Source organism: Ruegeria sp. B10, assembly GCF_056539825.1.
In genome coordinates, this window is the sequence record NZ_JBQFVP010000006.1 from 244,464 (window position 1) to 262,528 (window position 18,065).

The 18,065-nt window shown below is 60.4% G+C and carries 16 protein-coding genes; 1 reads left to right on the plus strand and 15 read right to left on the minus strand.

The window, feature by feature from the left end:
* Positions 1–73: 73 nt before the first annotated feature.
* Positions 74–1,441, plus strand: a complete 1,368-nt coding sequence (locus ACR0J4_RS10660; protein ID WP_170747312.1) for a DUF3179 domain-containing protein — start codon at positions 74–76, stop codon at positions 1,439–1,441.
* Here the strand turns inward: ACR0J4_RS10660 and ACR0J4_RS10665 are convergent.
* From ACR0J4_RS10665 to ftsW, 15 genes are all read right to left on the minus strand, one after another.
* Entirely contained in the window at positions 1,438–3,123 is a 1,686-nt protein-coding gene (locus ACR0J4_RS10665) for a chloride channel protein (protein ID WP_170747311.1), read from the minus strand. The genes ACR0J4_RS10660 and ACR0J4_RS10665 overlap by 4 nt on opposite strands.
* Before the next feature lie 100 nt (positions 3,124–3,223).
* On the minus strand, positions 3,224–4,873 hold the full coding sequence (recN, locus tag ACR0J4_RS10670) for a DNA repair protein RecN (protein WP_170643031.1): 1,650 nt from the start codon (positions 4,871–4,873) through the stop codon (positions 3,224–3,226).
* A gap of 36 nt (positions 4,874–4,909) precedes the next feature.
* Positions 4,910–5,773: an outer membrane protein assembly factor BamD gene (locus ACR0J4_RS10675; RefSeq protein WP_170468611.1), complete on the minus strand. Its 864-nt coding sequence runs from the start codon at positions 5,771–5,773 to the stop codon at positions 4,910–4,912.
* A gap of 126 nt (positions 5,774–5,899) precedes the next feature.
* A complete protein-coding gene (gene lpxC / locus ACR0J4_RS10680) occupies positions 5,900–6,820 on the minus strand; it encodes a UDP-3-O-acyl-N-acetylglucosamine deacetylase (protein WP_170643032.1) in 921 nt (306 codons plus the stop codon).
* A 213-nt stretch (positions 6,821–7,033) separates the two neighbouring features.
* Positions 7,034–8,635, minus strand: a complete 1,602-nt coding sequence (ftsZ, locus tag ACR0J4_RS10685) for a cell division protein FtsZ (protein WP_170643033.1) — start codon at positions 8,633–8,635, stop codon at positions 7,034–7,036.
* A 349-nt stretch (positions 8,636–8,984) separates the two neighbouring features.
* The gene (locus ACR0J4_RS10690) at positions 8,985–9,401 is read right to left on the minus strand and encodes a hypothetical protein (protein ID WP_170643034.1); all 417 of its coding nucleotides are present in this window, start codon (positions 9,399–9,401) and stop codon (positions 8,985–8,987) included.
* Entirely contained in the window at positions 9,388–10,722 is a 1,335-nt protein-coding gene (gene ftsA / locus ACR0J4_RS10695; RefSeq protein WP_170375007.1) for a cell division protein FtsA, read from the minus strand. Before ftsA ends, ACR0J4_RS10690 begins: the two co-directional genes overlap by 14 nt.
* An 8-nt stretch (positions 10,723–10,730) precedes the next feature.
* Positions 10,731–11,738, minus strand: coding sequence for a cell division protein FtsQ/DivIB (locus tag ACR0J4_RS10700; RefSeq protein WP_170554221.1), 1,008 nt, complete (start codon positions 11,736–11,738; stop codon positions 10,731–10,733).
* Positions 11,726–12,643 carry a D-alanine--D-alanine ligase gene (locus ACR0J4_RS10705; RefSeq protein ID WP_170643035.1) on the minus strand — a complete coding sequence of 306 codons (918 nt, stop codon included), beginning with the start codon at positions 12,641–12,643 and terminating at the stop codon, positions 11,726–11,728. Before ACR0J4_RS10705 ends, ACR0J4_RS10700 begins: the two co-directional genes overlap by 13 nt.
* A gap of 108 nt (positions 12,644–12,751) precedes the next feature.
* Complete coding sequence (murB, locus tag ACR0J4_RS10710) at positions 12,752–13,678, minus strand: UDP-N-acetylmuramate dehydrogenase (protein ID WP_170643036.1); 927 nt, start codon at positions 13,676–13,678, stop codon at positions 12,752–12,754.
* Positions 13,679–13,734: 56 nt separating this feature from the next.
* Positions 13,735–13,977 carry a DUF2484 family protein gene (locus ACR0J4_RS10715; protein ID WP_170643037.1) on the minus strand — a complete coding sequence of 81 codons (243 nt, stop codon included), beginning with the start codon at positions 13,975–13,977 and terminating at the stop codon, positions 13,735–13,737.
* Positions 13,974–14,222, minus strand: a complete 249-nt coding sequence (locus ACR0J4_RS10720) for a DUF2484 family protein (protein WP_170643038.1) — start codon at positions 14,220–14,222, stop codon at positions 13,974–13,976. The genes ACR0J4_RS10715 and ACR0J4_RS10720 overlap by 4 nt, the downstream gene beginning before the upstream one ends.
* Positions 14,223–14,294: 72 nt before the next feature.
* Positions 14,295–15,704, minus strand: coding sequence for a UDP-N-acetylmuramate--L-alanine ligase (murC, locus tag ACR0J4_RS10725; RefSeq protein WP_170643039.1), 1,410 nt, complete (start codon positions 15,702–15,704; stop codon positions 14,295–14,297).
* Positions 15,701–16,798, minus strand: coding sequence for a UDP-N-acetylglucosamine--N-acetylmuramyl-(pentapeptide) pyrophosphoryl-undecaprenol N-acetylglucosamine transferase (locus ACR0J4_RS10730; RefSeq protein WP_170643040.1), 1,098 nt, complete (start codon positions 16,796–16,798; stop codon positions 15,701–15,703). Before ACR0J4_RS10730 ends, murC begins: the two co-directional genes overlap by 4 nt.
* Complete coding sequence (gene ftsW / locus ACR0J4_RS10735) at positions 16,798–17,961, minus strand: putative lipid II flippase FtsW (protein WP_170643041.1); 1,164 nt, start codon at positions 17,959–17,961, stop codon at positions 16,798–16,800. Before ftsW ends, ACR0J4_RS10730 begins: the two co-directional genes overlap by 1 nt.
* Positions 17,962–18,065 lie beyond the last annotated feature (104 nt).

The following is an 18,065-nucleotide window of genomic DNA, read 5'->3' on the forward strand; positions in this document are numbered from 1 at the left end:
AATCACGCAGCTGTTTCATGCAAGGCGGTGCGTTTGCCCTCATACTAAGCGCGAAAAAGGATCGGAGGGTGCCATGTCTGTTTCTCGTCGCCAATTTGTAGGAATGGTCGGAGCCAGCGCGCTGGCACCTGCCGCAAGTTGGGCGCAAGAAGACCCTGTGTTGGACGCGCTGCACAGTACGCTGCGCGGCGGTCGCACGGATTTCGAGGCCAAGATGGCCTTTCTGGTTCAGCGCGGAAACCCGGATGTGGTCCCTGCTCTGTTGACCGCCATGCGCTTCACCGACCGGCGGCGGGACGACATCGTCGAGGTGATGGAGACTCTGACCGGCGAGCAACTTGGCACCGACTGGTTCGACTGGATGCTGTGGCAAGAGCAGAACCCTCAGATCGTCCCACACCCCTCATTGATCCCGTTCAAGCGCGAGGTCCTGCTGCGGATCGACGACAATTTCGACCTGTTCCTGCGTCCCGAATACCTGCAGCGCGAGCGGATGAAGATCCGGCTGGAGGAGATCACTTGGGGCGGCGTGCGCAAGGATGGCATCCCTTCGCTGGACAATCCGAAGCTGATTTCGGCCTCCGACGCCGACTATCTGAAAGATGACGACCTGGTCTTTGGGGTTTCGATCAACGGCGACGTGCGCGCTTACCCGCTGCGGATCATGGGCTGGCACGAGATGTTCAACGAGGTGATCGGTGGCGTGCCGGTAGCGCTGGCCTATTGCACCCTCTGCGGGTCCGGCATCTTGTTTGAGACGCAGGTGCCGGGGCGGCGCAAACCGTTTGTCTTCGGTTCCTCGGGGTTCCTGTATCGCTCGAACAAGCTGATGTTCGACCGCGAGACGCATTCGCTGTGGAACCAGTATACCGGCAAACCAGTGGTGGGCCCCCTGGTTGACAGCGGGATCGAGCTGAAGCAGCGCCCCGTGGTGATCACGACCTGGGACAACTGGAAGACCTCTCACCCCGATACGCGCGTCTTGTCGCTCAGCACCGGGCATCGTCGCAACTATGGCTCGGGTGTCGTGTATCGCGAGTATTTCGCCTCACCTGAGTTGATGTTCCCGGCTTTGGTGGATCAGTCCGAGCATCGCCAGAAAGACTACATCTTCACCATCCGCCAGTTCGGCGCCGCGCGGGCCTGGCCGCTGGACGCCTTCGACCGGACCCGAGTGATCAACGACGCGATTGCGGATCGGCCTTTGGTTCTGATCGGCAACTCAGACCGCCGGACAGTGCGCGCCTACGAGCGTGCGGGCCACCGGTTCAAAGCATCAGGCGGAGGTCTGGTCGATGAGAGCGGTCGCAAATGGACCTTGTCCGAAGAGATGCTGATCGGACCGGATGGCACACAATTGCCGCGCGTGGCCGGGCATATCTCTTATTGGTTCGCGTGGGACAACTACCTGGGCGACGCGGCGAGCGTGTATAACGGCTAGGAGTGTTCCTCGGCCGCTGTCGCAGCCAGCGCCCGGTTATAGGCCTTTAGAACGTCGATGTGATAGAGCGCGCCAACCGGCGTCTCTGTCCCGTTTTCGTCCATGACGATCACGGGGATACAAGGAATATCATCGCGGTCAAAATAGGGCATCGCCGCCTCGAGTGTCGCGCTTGCCTTGACGCAGAGGCCTTTTTCGATCAGCGCCCGCGCTTCCTTCTTGGTGATCGAGCGCGCATCGCCAATCGGTCGCATTACCGCTCCAGCACGCAGCATCGCCAACAGATAGGCCTGTGGTCCCGCCGCCAGATGCACATTACGACGTTCCAGCTGGGTAAGGAAGAACGACCGGTCCACAAGGCGTGAGGCCAAAGCCGTGGACATCGACACTGATACCATCACCGCTAGACCGATCTGCCAGTCTCCGGTCAATTCGAACACAATCAAAGTGGTCGAGATCGGAGCGCCCAGAACCGCAGCGGCCACGGCCCCCATACCAGCGAAAGCGTAAAGGGTATGTGTGCCCGATACATCCGGCAGCAATCCAGTGGCGATCAGCCCAAAGGCCAGTCCGGTCAACGCTCCGATCATCAGAGAAGGCGAAAACACCCCTCCGCCCATGCGCCCGCCCATGGTTATAGCCACAGCCACTGTCTTGAGGACCGCGAAGAGGATCGCCGTGGTCAGCACCAGATCACCGGTCAGGGCACGGATCGTCGTTTCATACCCAACGCCAATAATGTGCGGGAACCAGATCGCGAGAAGGCCCAGCATCGCGCCCGAAACCGCAGGGCGCAGCCATCCGGGCAGGGAAAGTCGGGCTTGAACATGATTGCCGAAATCCTCGGCGAAAAAGATCGAACGCATAAGAAGCAAGGATACCAACCCGCAGATCAGCCCAAGGATTAGGAAAGCGGGCAGTTCGACGTAGAATTGCAATGAACCGGGCGTATCCAGCGTGAACTCGGTGACGTCGCCATATTCCAGCCGGTTGATCACCGTCCCCGCGACCGAGGCAATGACGATGGGCGCAAAGGCGTGGACGGCGAAGTGGCGCAAAACGACCTCAAGCGCAAACAGCGCGCCCGCAATGGGCGCATTAAAGCTGGCCGAGACCGCCGCGGCCACAGCGCAGCCCAACAGGTCTCGCCCGGTGATTCCGTCTGCATGAATGCGGTCGCTGACCCAGGTCGAGATGACCCCGGCCATATGGACTACAGGCCCTTCCCGCCCTGTGGAGCCGCCTGTACTGAGTGTGATCAGCGAGGCGAACAACGAAGCGACGCCAGCCTTGGTTTCAACCCGCCCATCGCTGACCGCCGCCCCTTCGATCACATCCGCGACCGAACGGACACGGCCATCGTCGGTAAAACGCGTGAGGATCAGGCCCACGATCACCCCGCCGATTATCGGAATGATCAGCACAATGAACCAAGGCAGCTTCTCGGCATGACTGTGCAACAGCAGGATATCCTCGGTATCGTAAATATAGGCCTGCAAGCCGCGGATCGCCTTGCGGAACCCAAGCGCCATGAACCCTGCCGCAATCCCGATCGCCAGAGCGATAAACCAGAACTGGATTTGACTTGGCCCCCGGCGACGCATCACCCGCAACGCATCCTTGATCGCGGCCAGAGCCTGATTGAGCTGGTTGCGCAGAACGGTGCGGGTTGATTGGGTCATTGGCTCTCGGGGATCAAAACTTAACCCTTAGTAAGCCACGGCGGGGTCTGAGAAAAGTAAGTTAGCGACGGTCAGGCCAGCAGATTGCGCCAAAGACGCATTAAGCCTCCAACAAAGCGCGAGCAGCCGCGCGGGCCTCCTCTGTGATCGTATCGCCCGAGACCATGCGGGCAATTTCGTCCACGCGATCTATTTCGGCCAGCGGCACTACGGTCGAAAGCGTCTGGCCATCGGTAACCTGCTTCTGCACACGCCAGTGATGGGCTGCGCGCGCCGCGACCTGAGGGGAATGCGTGACGACCAGAACCTGCCCGCCTTGCGCCAGAGACGCCAGCCTGCGGCCCACCGCATCGGCCGTTGCACCGCCCACACCCCGGTCGATCTCATCAAAGATCATGGTCCGGGCGCTGTCGTCGCCGGACAGGCAAACCTTCAACGCCAGCAGAAAACGGCTGAGTTCTCCACCCGAGGCGATCTTGTTCAACGGCCCGGACGGTGCGCCGGGATTGGTGGCGACGGTAAAGGCCACCGCGTCGGTGCCCTCGGGGCCCGGATCACACGCGGTAAGCTCTGTCCGAAACACCGCGCGTTCCATTTTAAGCGGAGCAAGCTCGGCCATGACGGCCTGATCCAACTGCCCAGCCGCCGTTAGACGCGCAGCACTAAGGTCTGCCGCAGCCACATCATAGGTCACCTGTGCCGCCTCGACTGCGGCACGCTGATCCGCCAGATCGGCATCGCCCGCATCAAGCTTGCCCAGACGATCACGCAGCGTATCAGCAAATGTGCCCAATTCATCTGGGGCCACATCATGTTTGCGAGCCAGCGCGCGGATGGCGAACAAACGTTCCTCGGCGGCTTCCAGTTCGGCGGGGTTAAAGTCCAACGCCTGAAGGCAGGCGTTCACACCGTCCTGCGCCTCGCCCAATTCGATCATGGCCCGGCCAAGCGCTGCAATCGGCTCCTCCAACTGGCCACCTGCCGAGTCCGACACGCCCTCGAGCCAGCGTGTCGCATCCGACATCGCGCCTTCGGCCCCGTCACCACCCAGCAGATCAAATGCGCGGGCGACATCGTCGCGGATACGCTCTGCCCCTTGCATCATGCGGCGGCGGGCATCGAGATCAGCGTCTTCTCCGGGTTGCGGATCGAGCTTGTCCAACTCGGCCACGGAATGGCGCAGGAATTCCTCTTCAGCGCGCATGGCTGCCAAAGCGGCCTCGGTCTCGGCCAGCGCTTTGCGGCTGCGCGACATCTCCGACCACGCCTGACGGACCTTGGCAAATAGTTCCGAGACCTGAGCATAGTCATCCAGCAGAACACGGTGCCCACGAGGGTTCAGCAATCCCCGGTCATCATGCTGCCCATGCAATTCGATCAGTGTTTCCGACAAAGCCCGCAGAACCTCACCTGAACAGCGGCGATCATTGACCCAAGCGGTTTTTCGGCCCTCTGCCGTGTTGACGCGGCGCAGGATCAATTCTTCACCACCCGGCAAACCAGCCTCAGACAGAACAGCATGGGCAGGGTGGCCCTCGGGCAATTCGAACTCGGCCACAACCTCGCCCTGTGCCGCGCCTTGGCGCACCAGCTCAGCCCGTCCACGCCATCCAAGAACGAAGCCCAGCGAGTCCAGAAGGATCGACTTGCCCGCGCCGGTTTCACCGGTCAACGCGTTCAGGCCCGGCTGAAAACTCAGTTCCAGCCGGTCAATGATCAGCATGTCGCGAATATCGAGGGCGCGCAGCATCGGGTCTTTAACGTCCCAAGCCAGATGACATGGCGATTACAACCACTCACCTTTGATCGTCTGGCGATAGATCGTGCTGAGCCAGTTGTTACCACGGCTCTTCAGATCCAACCCACGCGAGGTCAGCAGCTTGTACCCGTCATCATACCATTCCGAGGACTGGTAGTTGTAGCCCAGGATCGCACCTGCTGTCTGCGCCTCATCGAACAGGCCAAGCGACAGGTACGCCTCGATCAGGCGATAGAGCGCCTCGGCTGTGTGAGAGGTGGTTTGAAAATCCTCGACCACGACACGGAACCGGTTGATGGCCGCGACGTAGTGATCCTGACGCAGGTAATAGCGCCCGATCTCCATTTCCTTGCCAGCCAGATGGTCGAAGGCCAGATCGAATTTCAGCACGGCCGAGGTGGTGTATTCGCTGTCCGGATAAACCTCGATCACGGTGCGCAGCGCTTGCAGGGCCTGAAACGTCAGACCCTGATCGCGGCCAACTTCGTCAATCTGGTCATAGTAGCTGAGCGCCAGAAGATACTGCGCGTAGGCCGCATCTTCGTCGGTTGGGTAAAAATCGATATAGCGCTGTGCCGCAGCACGGCTTTCCTCGTAATTCTTGTCGGCGTGGAATGAAAACGCCTGCATGATCAGCGCACGTTTGGCCCAATCAGAATAGGGATACAGACGCTCGACTTCCGAGAAATACCACGCCGCGTCGTCCGAGCGATTCTGCGACAGCTCATATTCACCGCGCGTATAGATCTGTTCCGGCGTGAACCCCTCAAGGTTCTGATCCCGATCCGCGCCTTTGCTACCGAACAGGCCTCCCCCGTTGCCGCAGGCGCTCAAAACTGCTGCCAGAAGAATCGCACTTGCGAATCTGACTGCCGCTTTGTTGCCAACCATACCGCTCATCCTTAGTCGTCTTACTTACAGGATCCCAACCGGATCGAGCCTCGGTCTAGCACAGAAAATTCTGGTGCAAAACGCATTATCCACTTCCTGGCGGAAATGTCGTAAGAGTTGATCAGATCAGGCGACAGCAGGGATTTCGGCGGCAATAAGGCCCTGACCGGGCAGACGGGCGGCCTGCTCGGGGGTACAAAGGATCGGACGAACCGCGCCGGGCGTTTCGAACAATGTACGCAACAGCGTGTTGGTCATGGAATGGCCCGACTTGTCGCCGGTGAAGTGACCCAGAATCGGACCACCAGCCAGATAGAGATCACCCAGCGCGTCGAGCATCTTATGGCGCACAGCTTCATCCGCGTGGCGGAAACCGCCCGGTGTAAGAATCTCGGTGCCTTGAACGACCACAGCGTTTTCCAGCGTCCCGCCCAAAGCCAAGCCGTTCTCACGCATGGTTTCGACATCGATCCGACGGCAGAAGGTGCGGCTATCGCTGAGCTCGCGCACGAATGACCCGTTTCGCATATCCAGCGTTTTCGTCTGGTTGCCGATGGCCGCATCTTCGAAATCGATGTGGAAGTCGATGATCAGCCCGTCCGCAGGCTTGATCGAAGCACTGGCCCCTTCACGAGACGCCGTTACAGGCTTCAGCACTTCGTAGGCCAGAACCGGGCTGGCCTGGCGGCGAACGCCTTTCGCCATGATGCCGCGTACAAAGTCGATCGAGGATCCATCCATGATCGGAACCTCGGGCCCATCAATTTCGATCAGGGCGTTGTGGACCCCACACCCGGCAAGCGCCGCCATGATATGTTCAATGGTCGAGACGGAAACACCGGCGTCATTCACCAGACGGGTGCAAAGCGGTGTACGCTCGACCATGTCGTAAACTGCAGGGATCAACGCATTGCCCAGCTCAATATCCGTCCGTTTGAACCAGATCCCGTGACCGGCAGCTGCCGGTTTCAGAACCATGATTGCAGGCTGACCGCCATGCAGTCCAACGCCTTTAAACGTAACCGGAGATTTGAGCGTATGTTGCAAAATGGGCCTCAGAGCGTGGTGTCCAGCCTATGCGGGCTGTGTTGGACACTGAGTTAAGGAAGAGGCCTCTCAGGCTCAACTCACTCTTTGCAACTGAATGAAACATGAATGTGACAGATCGGCAAAACCCTGCTCAGGGCTATTTAAGATCCTGTAAATCATGAAGAAAGGGCCGCCTTTTGGCGACCCTTTACGATGATTTTGTTACCGCGATTAGTTCGCTTGACGGCGCAGGAAGGCCGGAATTTCGATACGATCCTGATCCGGATCAGCCTCGTCCTGGATAGGTGCCGTAGCGTCAGCCTGGCGCATTTGCGGCTGATGACGCGGCGGTTGCGCGGGCGTATCTGCCGCGTGACCGGTCATCCGGTCGATCAGACGATTGAACCCGAAGCGGGGGCGCTCTTCGTGTTCTGCCTGCGGCTGAGGGGCCGGTTCCTGTGGCCGAGTGGCCGTCAGGCGCTGCGCCGCTGAGGGGACATTCTGAACGGCGGCCTGAAGGCGCTGCAGCGCCTCGGGCGAGGGGGTGCCAGCAGAATGCTGATGTGGCGCAGCGTAGGTTTCGGGGGTCTCTTCAACCGGTTCCGGCTGCGGCTCGAACTCGGCCACGCGCGGTTGGTAGGCCGGGGGCGGAAGACCATCATCATCCTGCTCAACCTGCGGCTGGAACTGGCTTGGGGCCGGCTCTTCCGCCGCTTCGAACAACGACGGTTCGCGGTTTTCGGTCTGAACCGGCGCGGCCTCGGCTGCGACGGGTGCCTCTTCTTGGACCGGCTCTTCAGCGGAAACAGTGCGCGTCAAAGGCTCGGACATCGAACGGCGCGCGACCGGAACTTCCGAGGTCTTCTCGCTGGCGTCGATGCCGGTTGCGACGACCGAAACGCGCATGCCGCCTTCCATTGCGGTATCAAGCGTCGACCCGACGATGATGTTTGCCTCGGGGTCCACTTCCTCACGGATGCGGTTGGCGGCTTCGTCCAGTTCGAACAGCGTCAGGTCGTGCGAACCGGTGATGTTGATCAGCACGCCCTTCGCGCCCTTGAGGCTGATTTCGTCCAACAGCGGGTTGGCAATCGCCTTTTCGGCGGCCTGAATGGCGCGATCTTCGCCAGTGGCTTCGCCTGTGCCCATCATCGCCTTGCCCATCTCGTCCATCACGGCGCGCACGTCCGCGAAATCGAGGTTGATCAGGCCCGGACGGACCATCAGATCGGTTACACCTTTAACGCCCTGATACAGAACGTCGTCCGCCATCGAGAACGCCTCGGTGAAGGTGGTCTTCTCGTTGGCCAAACGGAACAGGTTTTGATTGGGGATAATGATCAGCGTGTCGACGACCCTTTGCAGCGACTCAACGCCGTCTTCGGCCTGACGCATGCGCTTGGCCCCTTCAAACTGGAAGGGCTTGGTGACGACACCAACCGTGAGCACGCCCAGCTCACGCGCGGCCTGCGCGATGATCGGAGCCGCGCCCGTACCGGTACCACCGCCCATACCGGCGGTGATGAAGCACATATGTGCGCCCGCGAGATGGTCGACAATCTGTTCAATGCTTTCTTCTGCGGCAGCAGCCCCAACGGTCGGACGGGCCCCTGCCCCCAAACCTTCGGTGACCTTCACGCCCAGCTGCACCCGCGCCGAGGACTGGCTTTGCTGCAGCGCCTGCGCGTCGGTGTTTGCAACGACGAAATCCACGCCGTCCAGCTGCTTTTCAATCATATTGTTGACTGCGTTACCGCCTGCGCCGCCAACGCCAAATACTGTAATCCGAGGCTTCAGTTCGTCGTGCCCGGGCATCGAAAGATTCAATGTCATGCTCTGTCCGCCTGTATTTTTGTTCCGCCAAAGCGGTGTTTTTCTTTACCTATCCATCTTCGATTCTAGCGATGTGATGCGTAAAGGTCACGTCAAAAATCACGCGATTCCACAAAATATGGACGAAATAAGGCAGCAAGCGGCGGCATTTCGCAGGCTTTGCCAAATATAGCGGAAACAACGCGGACCACTACAAGACACAGAGCATCCGAGCAGTGAACGACCTATGCGTCACGCCTCGGATTCGAACCAAAACTACTGCGGAAAACTGCTCAATGTCCTGCCGCAAGACCTCTGACGGGTCCTGTGGATATCTTGAGGGATAAATCAGGCCTCCGCAAGGTGTTTTTCAACTGATTGGGGCACTTGGACAATTCAGGCTGTGATTGGTCATGTTGCGCACTTCCTGGATTTCACCATTGCCCAACTCTGCCAACCGAACCATCAAACGGCCCTGATATTCGAATGGCCACCAGCAGACGGGAATGCCGTCTGTATCATCGTCATAGAGAAAACAGATCTGCCCATTCGGTGTTGTGATCTGACCGTAGACGCATCCCCCACCCTCGACCCGCCAGACCGAGGTCTTGCGGTTCAGGAACTGCTCGGTTCCCACCAGATCACCGCTACGGATTTCGTGGAACTGCACCGTTTTGCCTAGCACAGCGTCCAGAAACGTCTCAGACGAAATGACGGACTGCGCCGAAGCGAGGCCGGGCGCAAGCGCCACGCACAAGGCGCGGCGCAGAGTTCTACCAATTGTCACGGAACCACCGAACGGCGCGCTTGAACGGGCGCGCGGCATAGGTGTCGACGGGGATCTCGAAATCCCACCACTCATCCTGCGGATGCGCCGCAAACAGGCTGAGACCAACGGCCGAGGAAAAGCCCGGGCCGGTGGCGGATTGCGGCAGGCCGTGAACGCGCAGCGGGCGGCCCAGACGGACGCGCTGGCCAAGGATACGAGTCGCGAGGCCGTCGAGCCCCATGATCTGACTGCCCCCACCAGTCAACACGATCTGCTGGCTGGGCATATGTTCGAATCCGGCGGCATCGAGGCGGACGCGCACCTCTTCCAGAATCTCTTCGACCCGAGGGCGCATTATCCCGATCAGCTCGGCCCGGCTGACGGTGCGGCGATCATGCTCCCAATCGCCGGTATCGCCGCCAATATCGATCAGGTCGCGATCATCGGCTCCGGTCGCGTGAACACCGCCATTGAAGGTCTTGATCCGCTCGGCCACGGCGGTTGGCACGCCAAGGCCCATCGAGATATCCTGTGTGACGTGATCACCACCCATGCGCACGCAATCGGCGTAGATCATGTGTTTCTTCATGAAGATCGACACGCTGGTGGTCCCGCCACCCATGTCGATGCAGGCCGCGCCCAACTCCTGCTCATCCTCGACCAGAGCCGAGATACCCGACACATAGGCCGAATTTGCAATCCCTGCGAGTTCCAGATCGCACCGCTTGATACAGCGGACGATGTTCTGGATCGCAATCGCGTCTACGGTCAGCATATGCATGTCGACGGCCAGAGATTGCCCCATCTGCCCGCGCGGGTCGATCAGGCCTGAGCGGTTGTCCAATGCGAAATTCACCGGTTGGGCATGCAGAACCTCACGCCCGGCCCCGTAGTCGGGCACGTCGCAGGCGTTTAGAACACGTCCAACCTCGGCCTCGGTCACAAGTTGGCCTTCCAGATCGACCTGCGCATCCAAACCGTAGGAACGTGGGTTCGCACCCGAGAAACAGGCAATCACGTGATCGACACGGATATCGGCCATCTTTTGCGCCGCCTGAAGCGCGGTGCGAATGGCGCGCTCGGTTTCCTGCATGGCTGTGACTTCGCCGAATTGTACACCGCGCGAGCGGGTGGTCGCCGCACCAATGACCCGGAACCCGGTCTGCCCGGCCATTGAACCGATGGTGTTATCCTCACTTAACCGCCCGGTGCCATCAAACCGCAGCACGAGGCACGATATTTTCGAGCTACCCACATCCAGAATGGCGATAACGCCCCGCTGCATCGCTTGTCTGCGCATTTGCCGCATGGCGCGTTGGGACTGATAAAGATCGGTCATCATGGTCGTTACTGCCCGTTACCCACTGTCACTTTTGTATTCCACCAGTCTTCGCTGGCGGCTTTGGTCATTCTGATTGTTGGCCGCTGTCCGAGGCGCATATCCACAACGGCCACGTCACGCTCCAACAGGTCCTGTACTTCGTTCACAGCCAGCACCCGTTCGAGCGCGCGCACTGGGCGATCCGTCGGCAGCATGATGCGCTGGCCGCGATCCAGCACCAGATCCCAGCGCCGCTCACCAATGCGCACAAGACCCCGAACGCGGGTGCCAAGGCTGCGCGAGGTGCGGAAAATCTCAAGCGCTTCGGCGACATGCTCATCCGCGCCCTTGCCCGCGATCAAAGGCAGATCGCTGTGATCCTTGCGCGACGCGATCAGGTCCACATGAACGCCGGTCTCATCCAAAAGCTCGATAGACTCTCGGGTGCGCCATACGATGACAGGCTGACGCTCGACAACGTCCACCTGCAGGATGCCACCGGGCCGAATACGCACTGTGGCCGATTTCACCGGATCAAGCCCGGTAATCGTGTCGCGCATCTGTTCGACATCCAAATCCCAAGAGCTGATCGGGAAATCCAAAGGCACCACTTCGCGAATGTCGCCCGACAGGCCGGGACCTGCACCATCAATGGCCATCAGATTGACCATGAACTCAGGACGCTCCTGAATCGAGGTGCGTATGTCGGCGATATAGGTATTGAGCGCCTCGCGCCGCTCCTCTGACGCGAAGTAAAGACCAACGGCAGCCGCAACAGCGCAGATCGGCAGACCCAGCTTGACGCCCATGCGGATGCCCGGCGTCAGCATCCAACGCTGGAACCGGTAGCTGAGGCGCGAGGGCGCCGGGTCAGACCGGCGCGCGGTGCGGTTGAACAGCTTCACCCCGCCCAAGCGCAGAACGGGCTGCGTATCATGGGATTCGTTATCAGCGGATTCGAAATCGGCATCTGGCCCAGCCAGAGGTTTGGCCCGATGGATCACTGGCGCGCGGGAGGCTCTTAGCGGTCGCATGAGGCATCCTCCACCATCCAGGCACAGAGCTGTCCGAAACTCATCCCGCAGTGTTCCGCCTGTTCCGGCACCAGAGAGGTTGGCGTCATACCGGGCTGGGTGTTGGTTTCCAGAAGGAACAAACCATCCGCGCCCATAGTGTCGTCCCACCGGTAGTCGGTGCGGGTCACGCCGCGACAGCCCAAAGCGTTATGCGCTTTCAAAGCGTAGTCCATGCAGCGGTCAAAGATATCCTGCGGGATGTCCGCGGGCAGCACATGCCATGAGCCGCCGGGCTTGTATTTGGCGTCGTAATCATACCAGCCGCCATCCGTCATGATCTCGGTCACGGTCAGGGCGCGATCACCCATCACGGTCACCGTCAACTCACGTCCCGCAACGTATTTTTCGACCATGATGTGATCGGGCATATCCTCCGACAACTGCGGAGGACCGTTCGACCCTTCGTGGACGATGTAGATGCCGACGCTCGACCCTTCGTTGTTGGGCTTGGCGACGTAAGGCGGCTCCATCACGTGAACCTCAACCACCTCGACCTTGGGCACGATCACGCTGGGAACAATGGGCAGTCCTTCGACCTGATAGACCTCTTTGCTGCGCTGCTTGTCCATTGCAAGCGCCGAGGCCAAAACACCCGAATGGGTGTAGGGAATACGCATCCACTCCAACAGACCCTGCACGCAGCCATCCTCGCCCCATCGGCCATGCAGAGCGTTGAAAACCACATCTGGGTTGATATCCAAAAGGCGCGCGTAGAGGTCGGGACCTGCGTCCAGCTCAACCACTTCAAAGCCTTCTCCCACAAGGGCGGCTGCGCATTCGCGCCCAGAGCTGAGAGACACCTCGCGTTCCGCCGAGGGGCCACCCATCAATACCGCCACTTTGGGGTTTGTCCTGCTCGACATACCCAACGTGCGCCTCAATGTCCCCGGACCTTATGTGGTGGTCCGTACTGCGTTTATGCCTTTGATCCGTCGCCGTTAATTGCCTGTTATGGTCTGACGGTTGGGGCTTTATTCTTCCAGCGGATCACCGACCCGCATGATTTCCCACTCTAGCGTGATGCCGCTTGTTTCGTAAACCTTTTTTCGCACCTCTTCGCCCAGACCTTCGAGGTCCGCGGCGGTCGCCTCGCCCGTATTGATCAGGAAATTCGAGTGCTTGGGGCTCATCAGCGCACCGCCTTTCGTGGCCCCACGCATGCCCGCGTCGTCGATCACTTTCCATGCCTTAAGGTCATGCACATCATCCGCCTTCCCCGTCGAGGAGAACCCGGCCGGATTGCGGAAGGTCGAACCGGCGCTGCGGTCTTTGGTGGGCTGGGTCTCGTCGCGCTTTTGCAACTGCGCAGTCATTCGGGCATGAAGCGCTTCGGGTTCACCTTCAGGGCCTTCGAAGGTTGCCGAGATCAGCACCGCGCCATCAGGCAGATCGGATTGACGGTAGCGAAAGTTCAAGTCCTCGGGGCCAAGCTCAATCACTTCACCCCGCCGTGTGACGACAGTGGCCCTTTTCAGAACATCCGCCGTGTAGCTGCCATAACACCCTGCGTTCATGCGCACAGCACCACCGATAGAACCCGGTATTGTGCGCAAGAAGGTCAGATCCACACCGGCATCCGCCGCTTTGCGCGCCACATGCGCATCCAAAGCCGCCGCGCCAGCGGTGATCGTAGTGCCCTCGATCTCAATCCCATTGAAGCCCCGGCCCAGCCGGATCACCACTGCACGCAATCCGCCGTCGCGCACGATGAGGTTCGACCCGACCCCCATCGGGAACGTCACGACATCGTCAGGAAGTTCGCGCAAAAAGCCCTGCAGATCTTCAACATCCGCAGGTTGGAACAAATAGTCTGCCGGACCGCCGACACGCAGCCATGTCAGGTCGCTGAGACTTCGGTTTTCGGACAGTTTGCCACGAGGCACAGGAAGAACAGTCATGGCTGCTAACTCGCGGATTCAGAGGGAGTTGGCAACCTGTATCCGCAGTGAAGCGGTCAAATCCGCCGACGCAGCCACCGCCCCAGATAGATCACCGGCCAGCGCAGGATCGACATACCCATCACCAGAACGATCAGCCCGACCCATGGGCCATTCTCATAGGTGACATATCCAAGCAGAGGGATCCCGACCGCGATCAGGATATAGGCGCGGGTCCAGTGGTTGTCCTTGCTGGGGATCATCGCCAGAAGGTTCGCGACAAGGCCCCACAGGGCCGCGAGACCAAGAGAGAGGGTCACTCCATCACCTCCCCGCGCACCCACTTGCGCCAGTAATAGCGGATCGGGTTGCGGAACATTGAGACGAAACCTCCAAAGGCCAGAACCGACCAGACCCATCCATGGTCATAACCCAGCCAGATGATCATCACCGGCGCGCAGAGCAACAGGATAATCCCCGGAGGGAATTGCAGCCGCATCGGCAGCAAGGCCACGACGGTGGCGCTGATCACCCACAGGGCGGCAAAGATGGTCGAATAGTCCATTGTCCCCTCCTGGGACGTGGTCTTGGCTTTAGGCCACACACCCTCAGGTTGTGCAGCAAATTAGATCAGCCGTCAAACAGCCTGTTTTCGTTGCAACCGCTCCGGCAACCCGTTCGCCCATGCACTGATTGTCCCGGCGCCGAGACACACGACCATGTCGCCTGGGCGGGCTTGTTCGCGGACCAGACGCTCCAGATCGTTTTCGTCCAGCAAGGCCCGCGCATGGCGGTGGCCGTGACGGATGAGGCCCTGCACCAGATCATCGCGCGAGGCGCCCTCGATCGGGTCTTCTCCGGCGGCGAAGATATCGGCGATGGCGACCACGTCAGCGTCGTTGAAGCAGGTGCAGAAGTCATCGAACAGGTTGGACAGGCGCGAATAGCGGTGCGGCTGGTGAACGGCGATCACGCGGCCCTCGGTCGCTTGGCGGGCGGCTTTCAGGACGGCGGCGATTTCGACCGGGTGGTGGCCGTAATCGTCGATGATGGTGACGCCGTCGATCTCTCCGACCTTGGTGAATCGGCGGTTGACGCCGCCGAAATTGGCCAGAGCCTCGCGGATTTCCGCAGCTTTCATGCCCAGATGGCGGGCGACGGCGACAGCGCTCAGCGCATTCGAGACATTGTGGTCGCCGGGCATCGGCAGGGTGCAGCCCTCGATCACCTTGTCTTCATATTGCAGGTGAATGTCGAAATGCGCGACGCCGCCCTTGTAGGTCAGGTTCTCGGCCCGCACATCGGCCTGCGCGTTGAACCCGTAGGTGCGCACGCGGCGGTCGGTGATGCGCCCGACCAAAGCCTGCACCTCGGCATGATCGGTGCAGCAGACGGCCAGACCGTAGAAGGGCAGGTTCGAGACGAACTCATAGAACCCATCGCGCAGCGTGTCGAAATCGCCCCAATGCTCCATATGCTCGGGGTCGATATTGGTGACGATGGCAATGGTTGCAGGCAGACGGTTGAACGAGCCGTCGGACTCGTCGGCCTCGACCACCATCCATTCGCCCTGCCCCATCCGCGCGTTCGAGCCATAGGCGTGGATGATGCCGCCATTGATGACGGTGGGGTCGAAATCTCCGGCCACCATCAGCTCTGCCATCATCGTGGTCGTGGTGGTTTTGCCGTGGGTTCCGGCAATGGCGATGTTTGAGCGCAGGCGCATCAGTTCGGCCAGCATATCCGCCCGGCGGACAACGGGCAGGCCTTGCGCGCGCGCCTCATCCAGTTCCGGGTTGCCCGGCTTGATCGCGGTCGAGGTGACGACGACCGCCGCGCTTTGGAGGTTCTCGGCCTTTTGCCCCACAAAGATCTCAGCCCCCAACGAGGCCAGACGGTCGGTAATCTTCGACGCTTTCAAATCCGATCCCTGCACCCGGTAGCCCAGGTTCAGTAACACCTCGGCGATCCCCGACATCCCGATCCCTCCGATCCCAACGAAATGGATCGGTCCTACGTCCTGCGGCAGTTTGGTTGCGGGGTTCATGTGGTCTCCTTCTGCGCCAGTTGCTCGACAAGTGCGACCAGACGCTCGGTGGCGTCGGGGGCTCCGGTCGAGAGGGCGGCATGGGCCATTTTCTGTGCGGCTTCGGGGTTGGTCAAAACCGTAGTCATTTGCGCGGCCAGTGAGGGAACGTCAAGCGCCTTTTCGGGGATCATGATCGCCCCGCCCGCCTGCACCAGCCCTCGGGCATTGGCGGTTTGGTGATCCCCTGCAGCAGCGGCAAACGGGATCAGGATCGACGGGCGACCGATGACCGAGATGTCGGCAACGCTCGACGCGCCCGAGCGGCTGACGACAAGCTGCGCATCCGACATGCGGCGCGGAACATCTTCAAAGAAAGGCTGAACATCGGCGCGAATGCCATGATCCGCGTAGAAGGCCGTAACCCTCTCACCATCCTCGTCGCGGGCTTGATGCGAGACGCGGATGAACCCGCGCAGGAATTCGGGCAAAGCGGCAATTGCCTCAGGCACCACATCGCTGAGGATACGCGCACCTTGACTGCCGCCCATCACAAGCACCGACATCGGATACTCACCGGGCGGGATATAGGGCGCACCGGCCCGCTCCAGCACTGAGGCCCGGACTGGGTTGCCGGTATGAATACCGCTGGACCCTTCGGGCAGATCGGTAGGCCAAACACCGCAGGCCACTTGGGCAACGCGTTTGGCGAAGAGCTGGTTCACACGCCCTAAAACGCCGTTTTGCTCATGAATCATACGCGGCAGTTTCAGCAGCGTTGCCGCGCCCAGCGCCGGGATCGACGGGTAGCCACCAAAGCCCACAACCACATCCGGACGGTCGCGCAACATCTGCATCGCCATGCTGGTCACACCGCCCGCAATCTTCGGCCCCACCAGCGCTTTTGCAGCCAGACCGCCGCGTGCGAAAGTGGCCGAGGACGCCTCGACAATCTCGGTCGTGTGCGGGAAGCCCCCGGTGTAGCGGGCACCCCGAGGATCGGTCGACAGGCGCACGCGCCAGCCTTTTTGCAGCATCGCCTCAGCCAAGGCCTGCGCCGGGAACATGTGGCCCCCGGTGCCGCCAGCCGCAATCAACAGGTAAGGTTTGCCCATCAGCCTCGTCCGCGCAAGATATCACCGAGCTCACCCTGTGGACGCGAGCGTGTGAAGGCTAGCAACATGCCGACCGCAATACCGCCCGCGATTAGGGATGAGCCGCCATAGCTGACAAAGGGCAGCGTCATGCCCTTTGCGGGCAACAGGCGCACCGCCACACCCATATTGATCATCGCCTGAACGCCAAACATGCAGGCCAGCCCGGTGCCAGCCAGACGGATGAACATATCCCGCTCACGCATCAGGCGCATTAGCGAGCGCACAACGATGATCGAATAAAGCGCGATGATGATCAGCACCAGGATCAGCCCATATTCCTCGGCCGCCACAGCGATGATGAAATCCGTATGCGCATCAGGCAGAGACCATTTGACCTGCCCCTCACCTACGCCAACACCAAACAAACCGCCCTCACGGATGGCGTTGGTGGCATAGCCAAGCTGAGTGGTCGGATCGACCTCCTGGTTCAGAAATCCGTCGATGCGGCGGGCAAAGTGGTCCGAGTTGGAATAAGCGAACATCCCGCCCAAAACGACCACGCCGGCCATGCCAACCAGCAAAAGCATCGGCGCACCGGCCACGAAATACATCACGCCCCAGCCAAAGAGGATCAGGCAGGCTTGCCCGAAATCAGGCTGCATCACCAGCATGCCAACAATCGCTATACACAGCGCAAAAGACCACAACCGCCCCGGAGGGCCGTTGATCTCTTGCGAGGCTGCCAGCAGCCACGCCGCAACGACCACAAATCCGGGCTTGAGAAACTCGGACGGTTGCAATGAGGCGAACCCCAGCGAGTACCAGCGCACCGCACCTTTTCCGAAATCCGTCCCGAAGACCGGCAGGAACGCCAGCGCCACAAAGGCGCCAAGGAAGCCCAGCACCGCCAAACGCCGCACCAATGTCGGCGACAACATCGAGGTCAGCAGCATCGCGATCAGCGCCAATCCGCCGAAGAGCGCCTGTCGTTCGACATAGTGGAACGGATCAAACCCGTTGCGCCCGGCCAGAGGCGGCGATGAGGCCAGCCCCAGCAACAATCCGATGACAAACAGAATCAGCACGCAGGACATCGTCCAGCGATCAATTGTCCGCCACCACTTTGGTAGAATCGGTTCCCCGCGCTGGTCCTGGACCGCGCCATACACCATCTCAGTCATGAGATACCGCCACTTACTGCCTCACTCGCGTCCCGTTTTCGGGATCTGCTTGAGAGTCTACAGGGAAATTGGCGTTTGGGCTAGGGAAATGAGCTTTGCAAACA

Excerpts from the sequence above, each read along its gene's own strand:
- ACR0J4_RS10660 (WP_170747312.1), top strand. The coding sequence starts at position 74 with ATGTCTGTTTCTCGTCGCCAATTTGTAGGAATGGTCGGAGCCAGCGCG.
- murB (WP_170643036.1), bottom strand. The coding sequence starts at position 13,678 with ATGACTGTTCTTCCTGTGCCTCGTGGCAAACTGTCCGAAAACCGAAGT.
- ftsW (WP_170643041.1), bottom strand. The coding sequence starts at position 17,961 with ATGACTGAGATGGTGTATGGCGCGGTCCAGGACCAGCGCGGGGAACCG.
- ftsZ (WP_170643033.1), bottom strand. The coding sequence starts at position 8,635 with ATGACATTGAATCTTTCGATGCCCGGGCACGACGAACTGAAGCCTCGG.
- ACR0J4_RS10730 (WP_170643040.1), bottom strand. The coding sequence starts at position 16,798 with ATGGGCAAACCTTACCTGTTGATTGCGGCTGGCGGCACCGGGGGCCAC.
- ACR0J4_RS10700 (WP_170554221.1), bottom strand. The coding sequence starts at position 11,738 with ATGCGACCGCTAAGAGCCTCCCGCGCGCCAGTGATCCATCGGGCCAAA.
- recN (WP_170643031.1), bottom strand. The coding sequence starts at position 4,873 with ATGCTGCGCGCCCTCGATATTCGCGACATGCTGATCATTGACCGGCTG.
- ACR0J4_RS10675 (WP_170468611.1), bottom strand. The coding sequence starts at position 5,773 with ATGGTTGGCAACAAAGCGGCAGTCAGATTCGCAAGTGCGATTCTTCTG.
- ftsA (WP_170375007.1), bottom strand. The coding sequence starts at position 10,722 with ATGACCGATCTTTATCAGTCCCAACGCGCCATGCGGCAAATGCGCAGA.
- ACR0J4_RS10665 (WP_170747311.1), bottom strand. The coding sequence starts at position 3,123 with ATGACCCAATCAACCCGCACCGTTCTGCGCAACCAGCTCAATCAGGCT.
- ACR0J4_RS10705 (WP_170643035.1), bottom strand. The coding sequence starts at position 12,643 with ATGTCGAGCAGGACAAACCCCAAAGTGGCGGTATTGATGGGTGGCCCC.
- murC (WP_170643039.1), bottom strand. The coding sequence starts at position 15,704 with ATGAACCCCGCAACCAAACTGCCGCAGGACGTAGGACCGATCCATTTC.
- ACR0J4_RS10720 (WP_170643038.1), bottom strand. The coding sequence starts at position 14,222 with ATGGACTATTCGACCATCTTTGCCGCCCTGTGGGTGATCAGCGCCACC.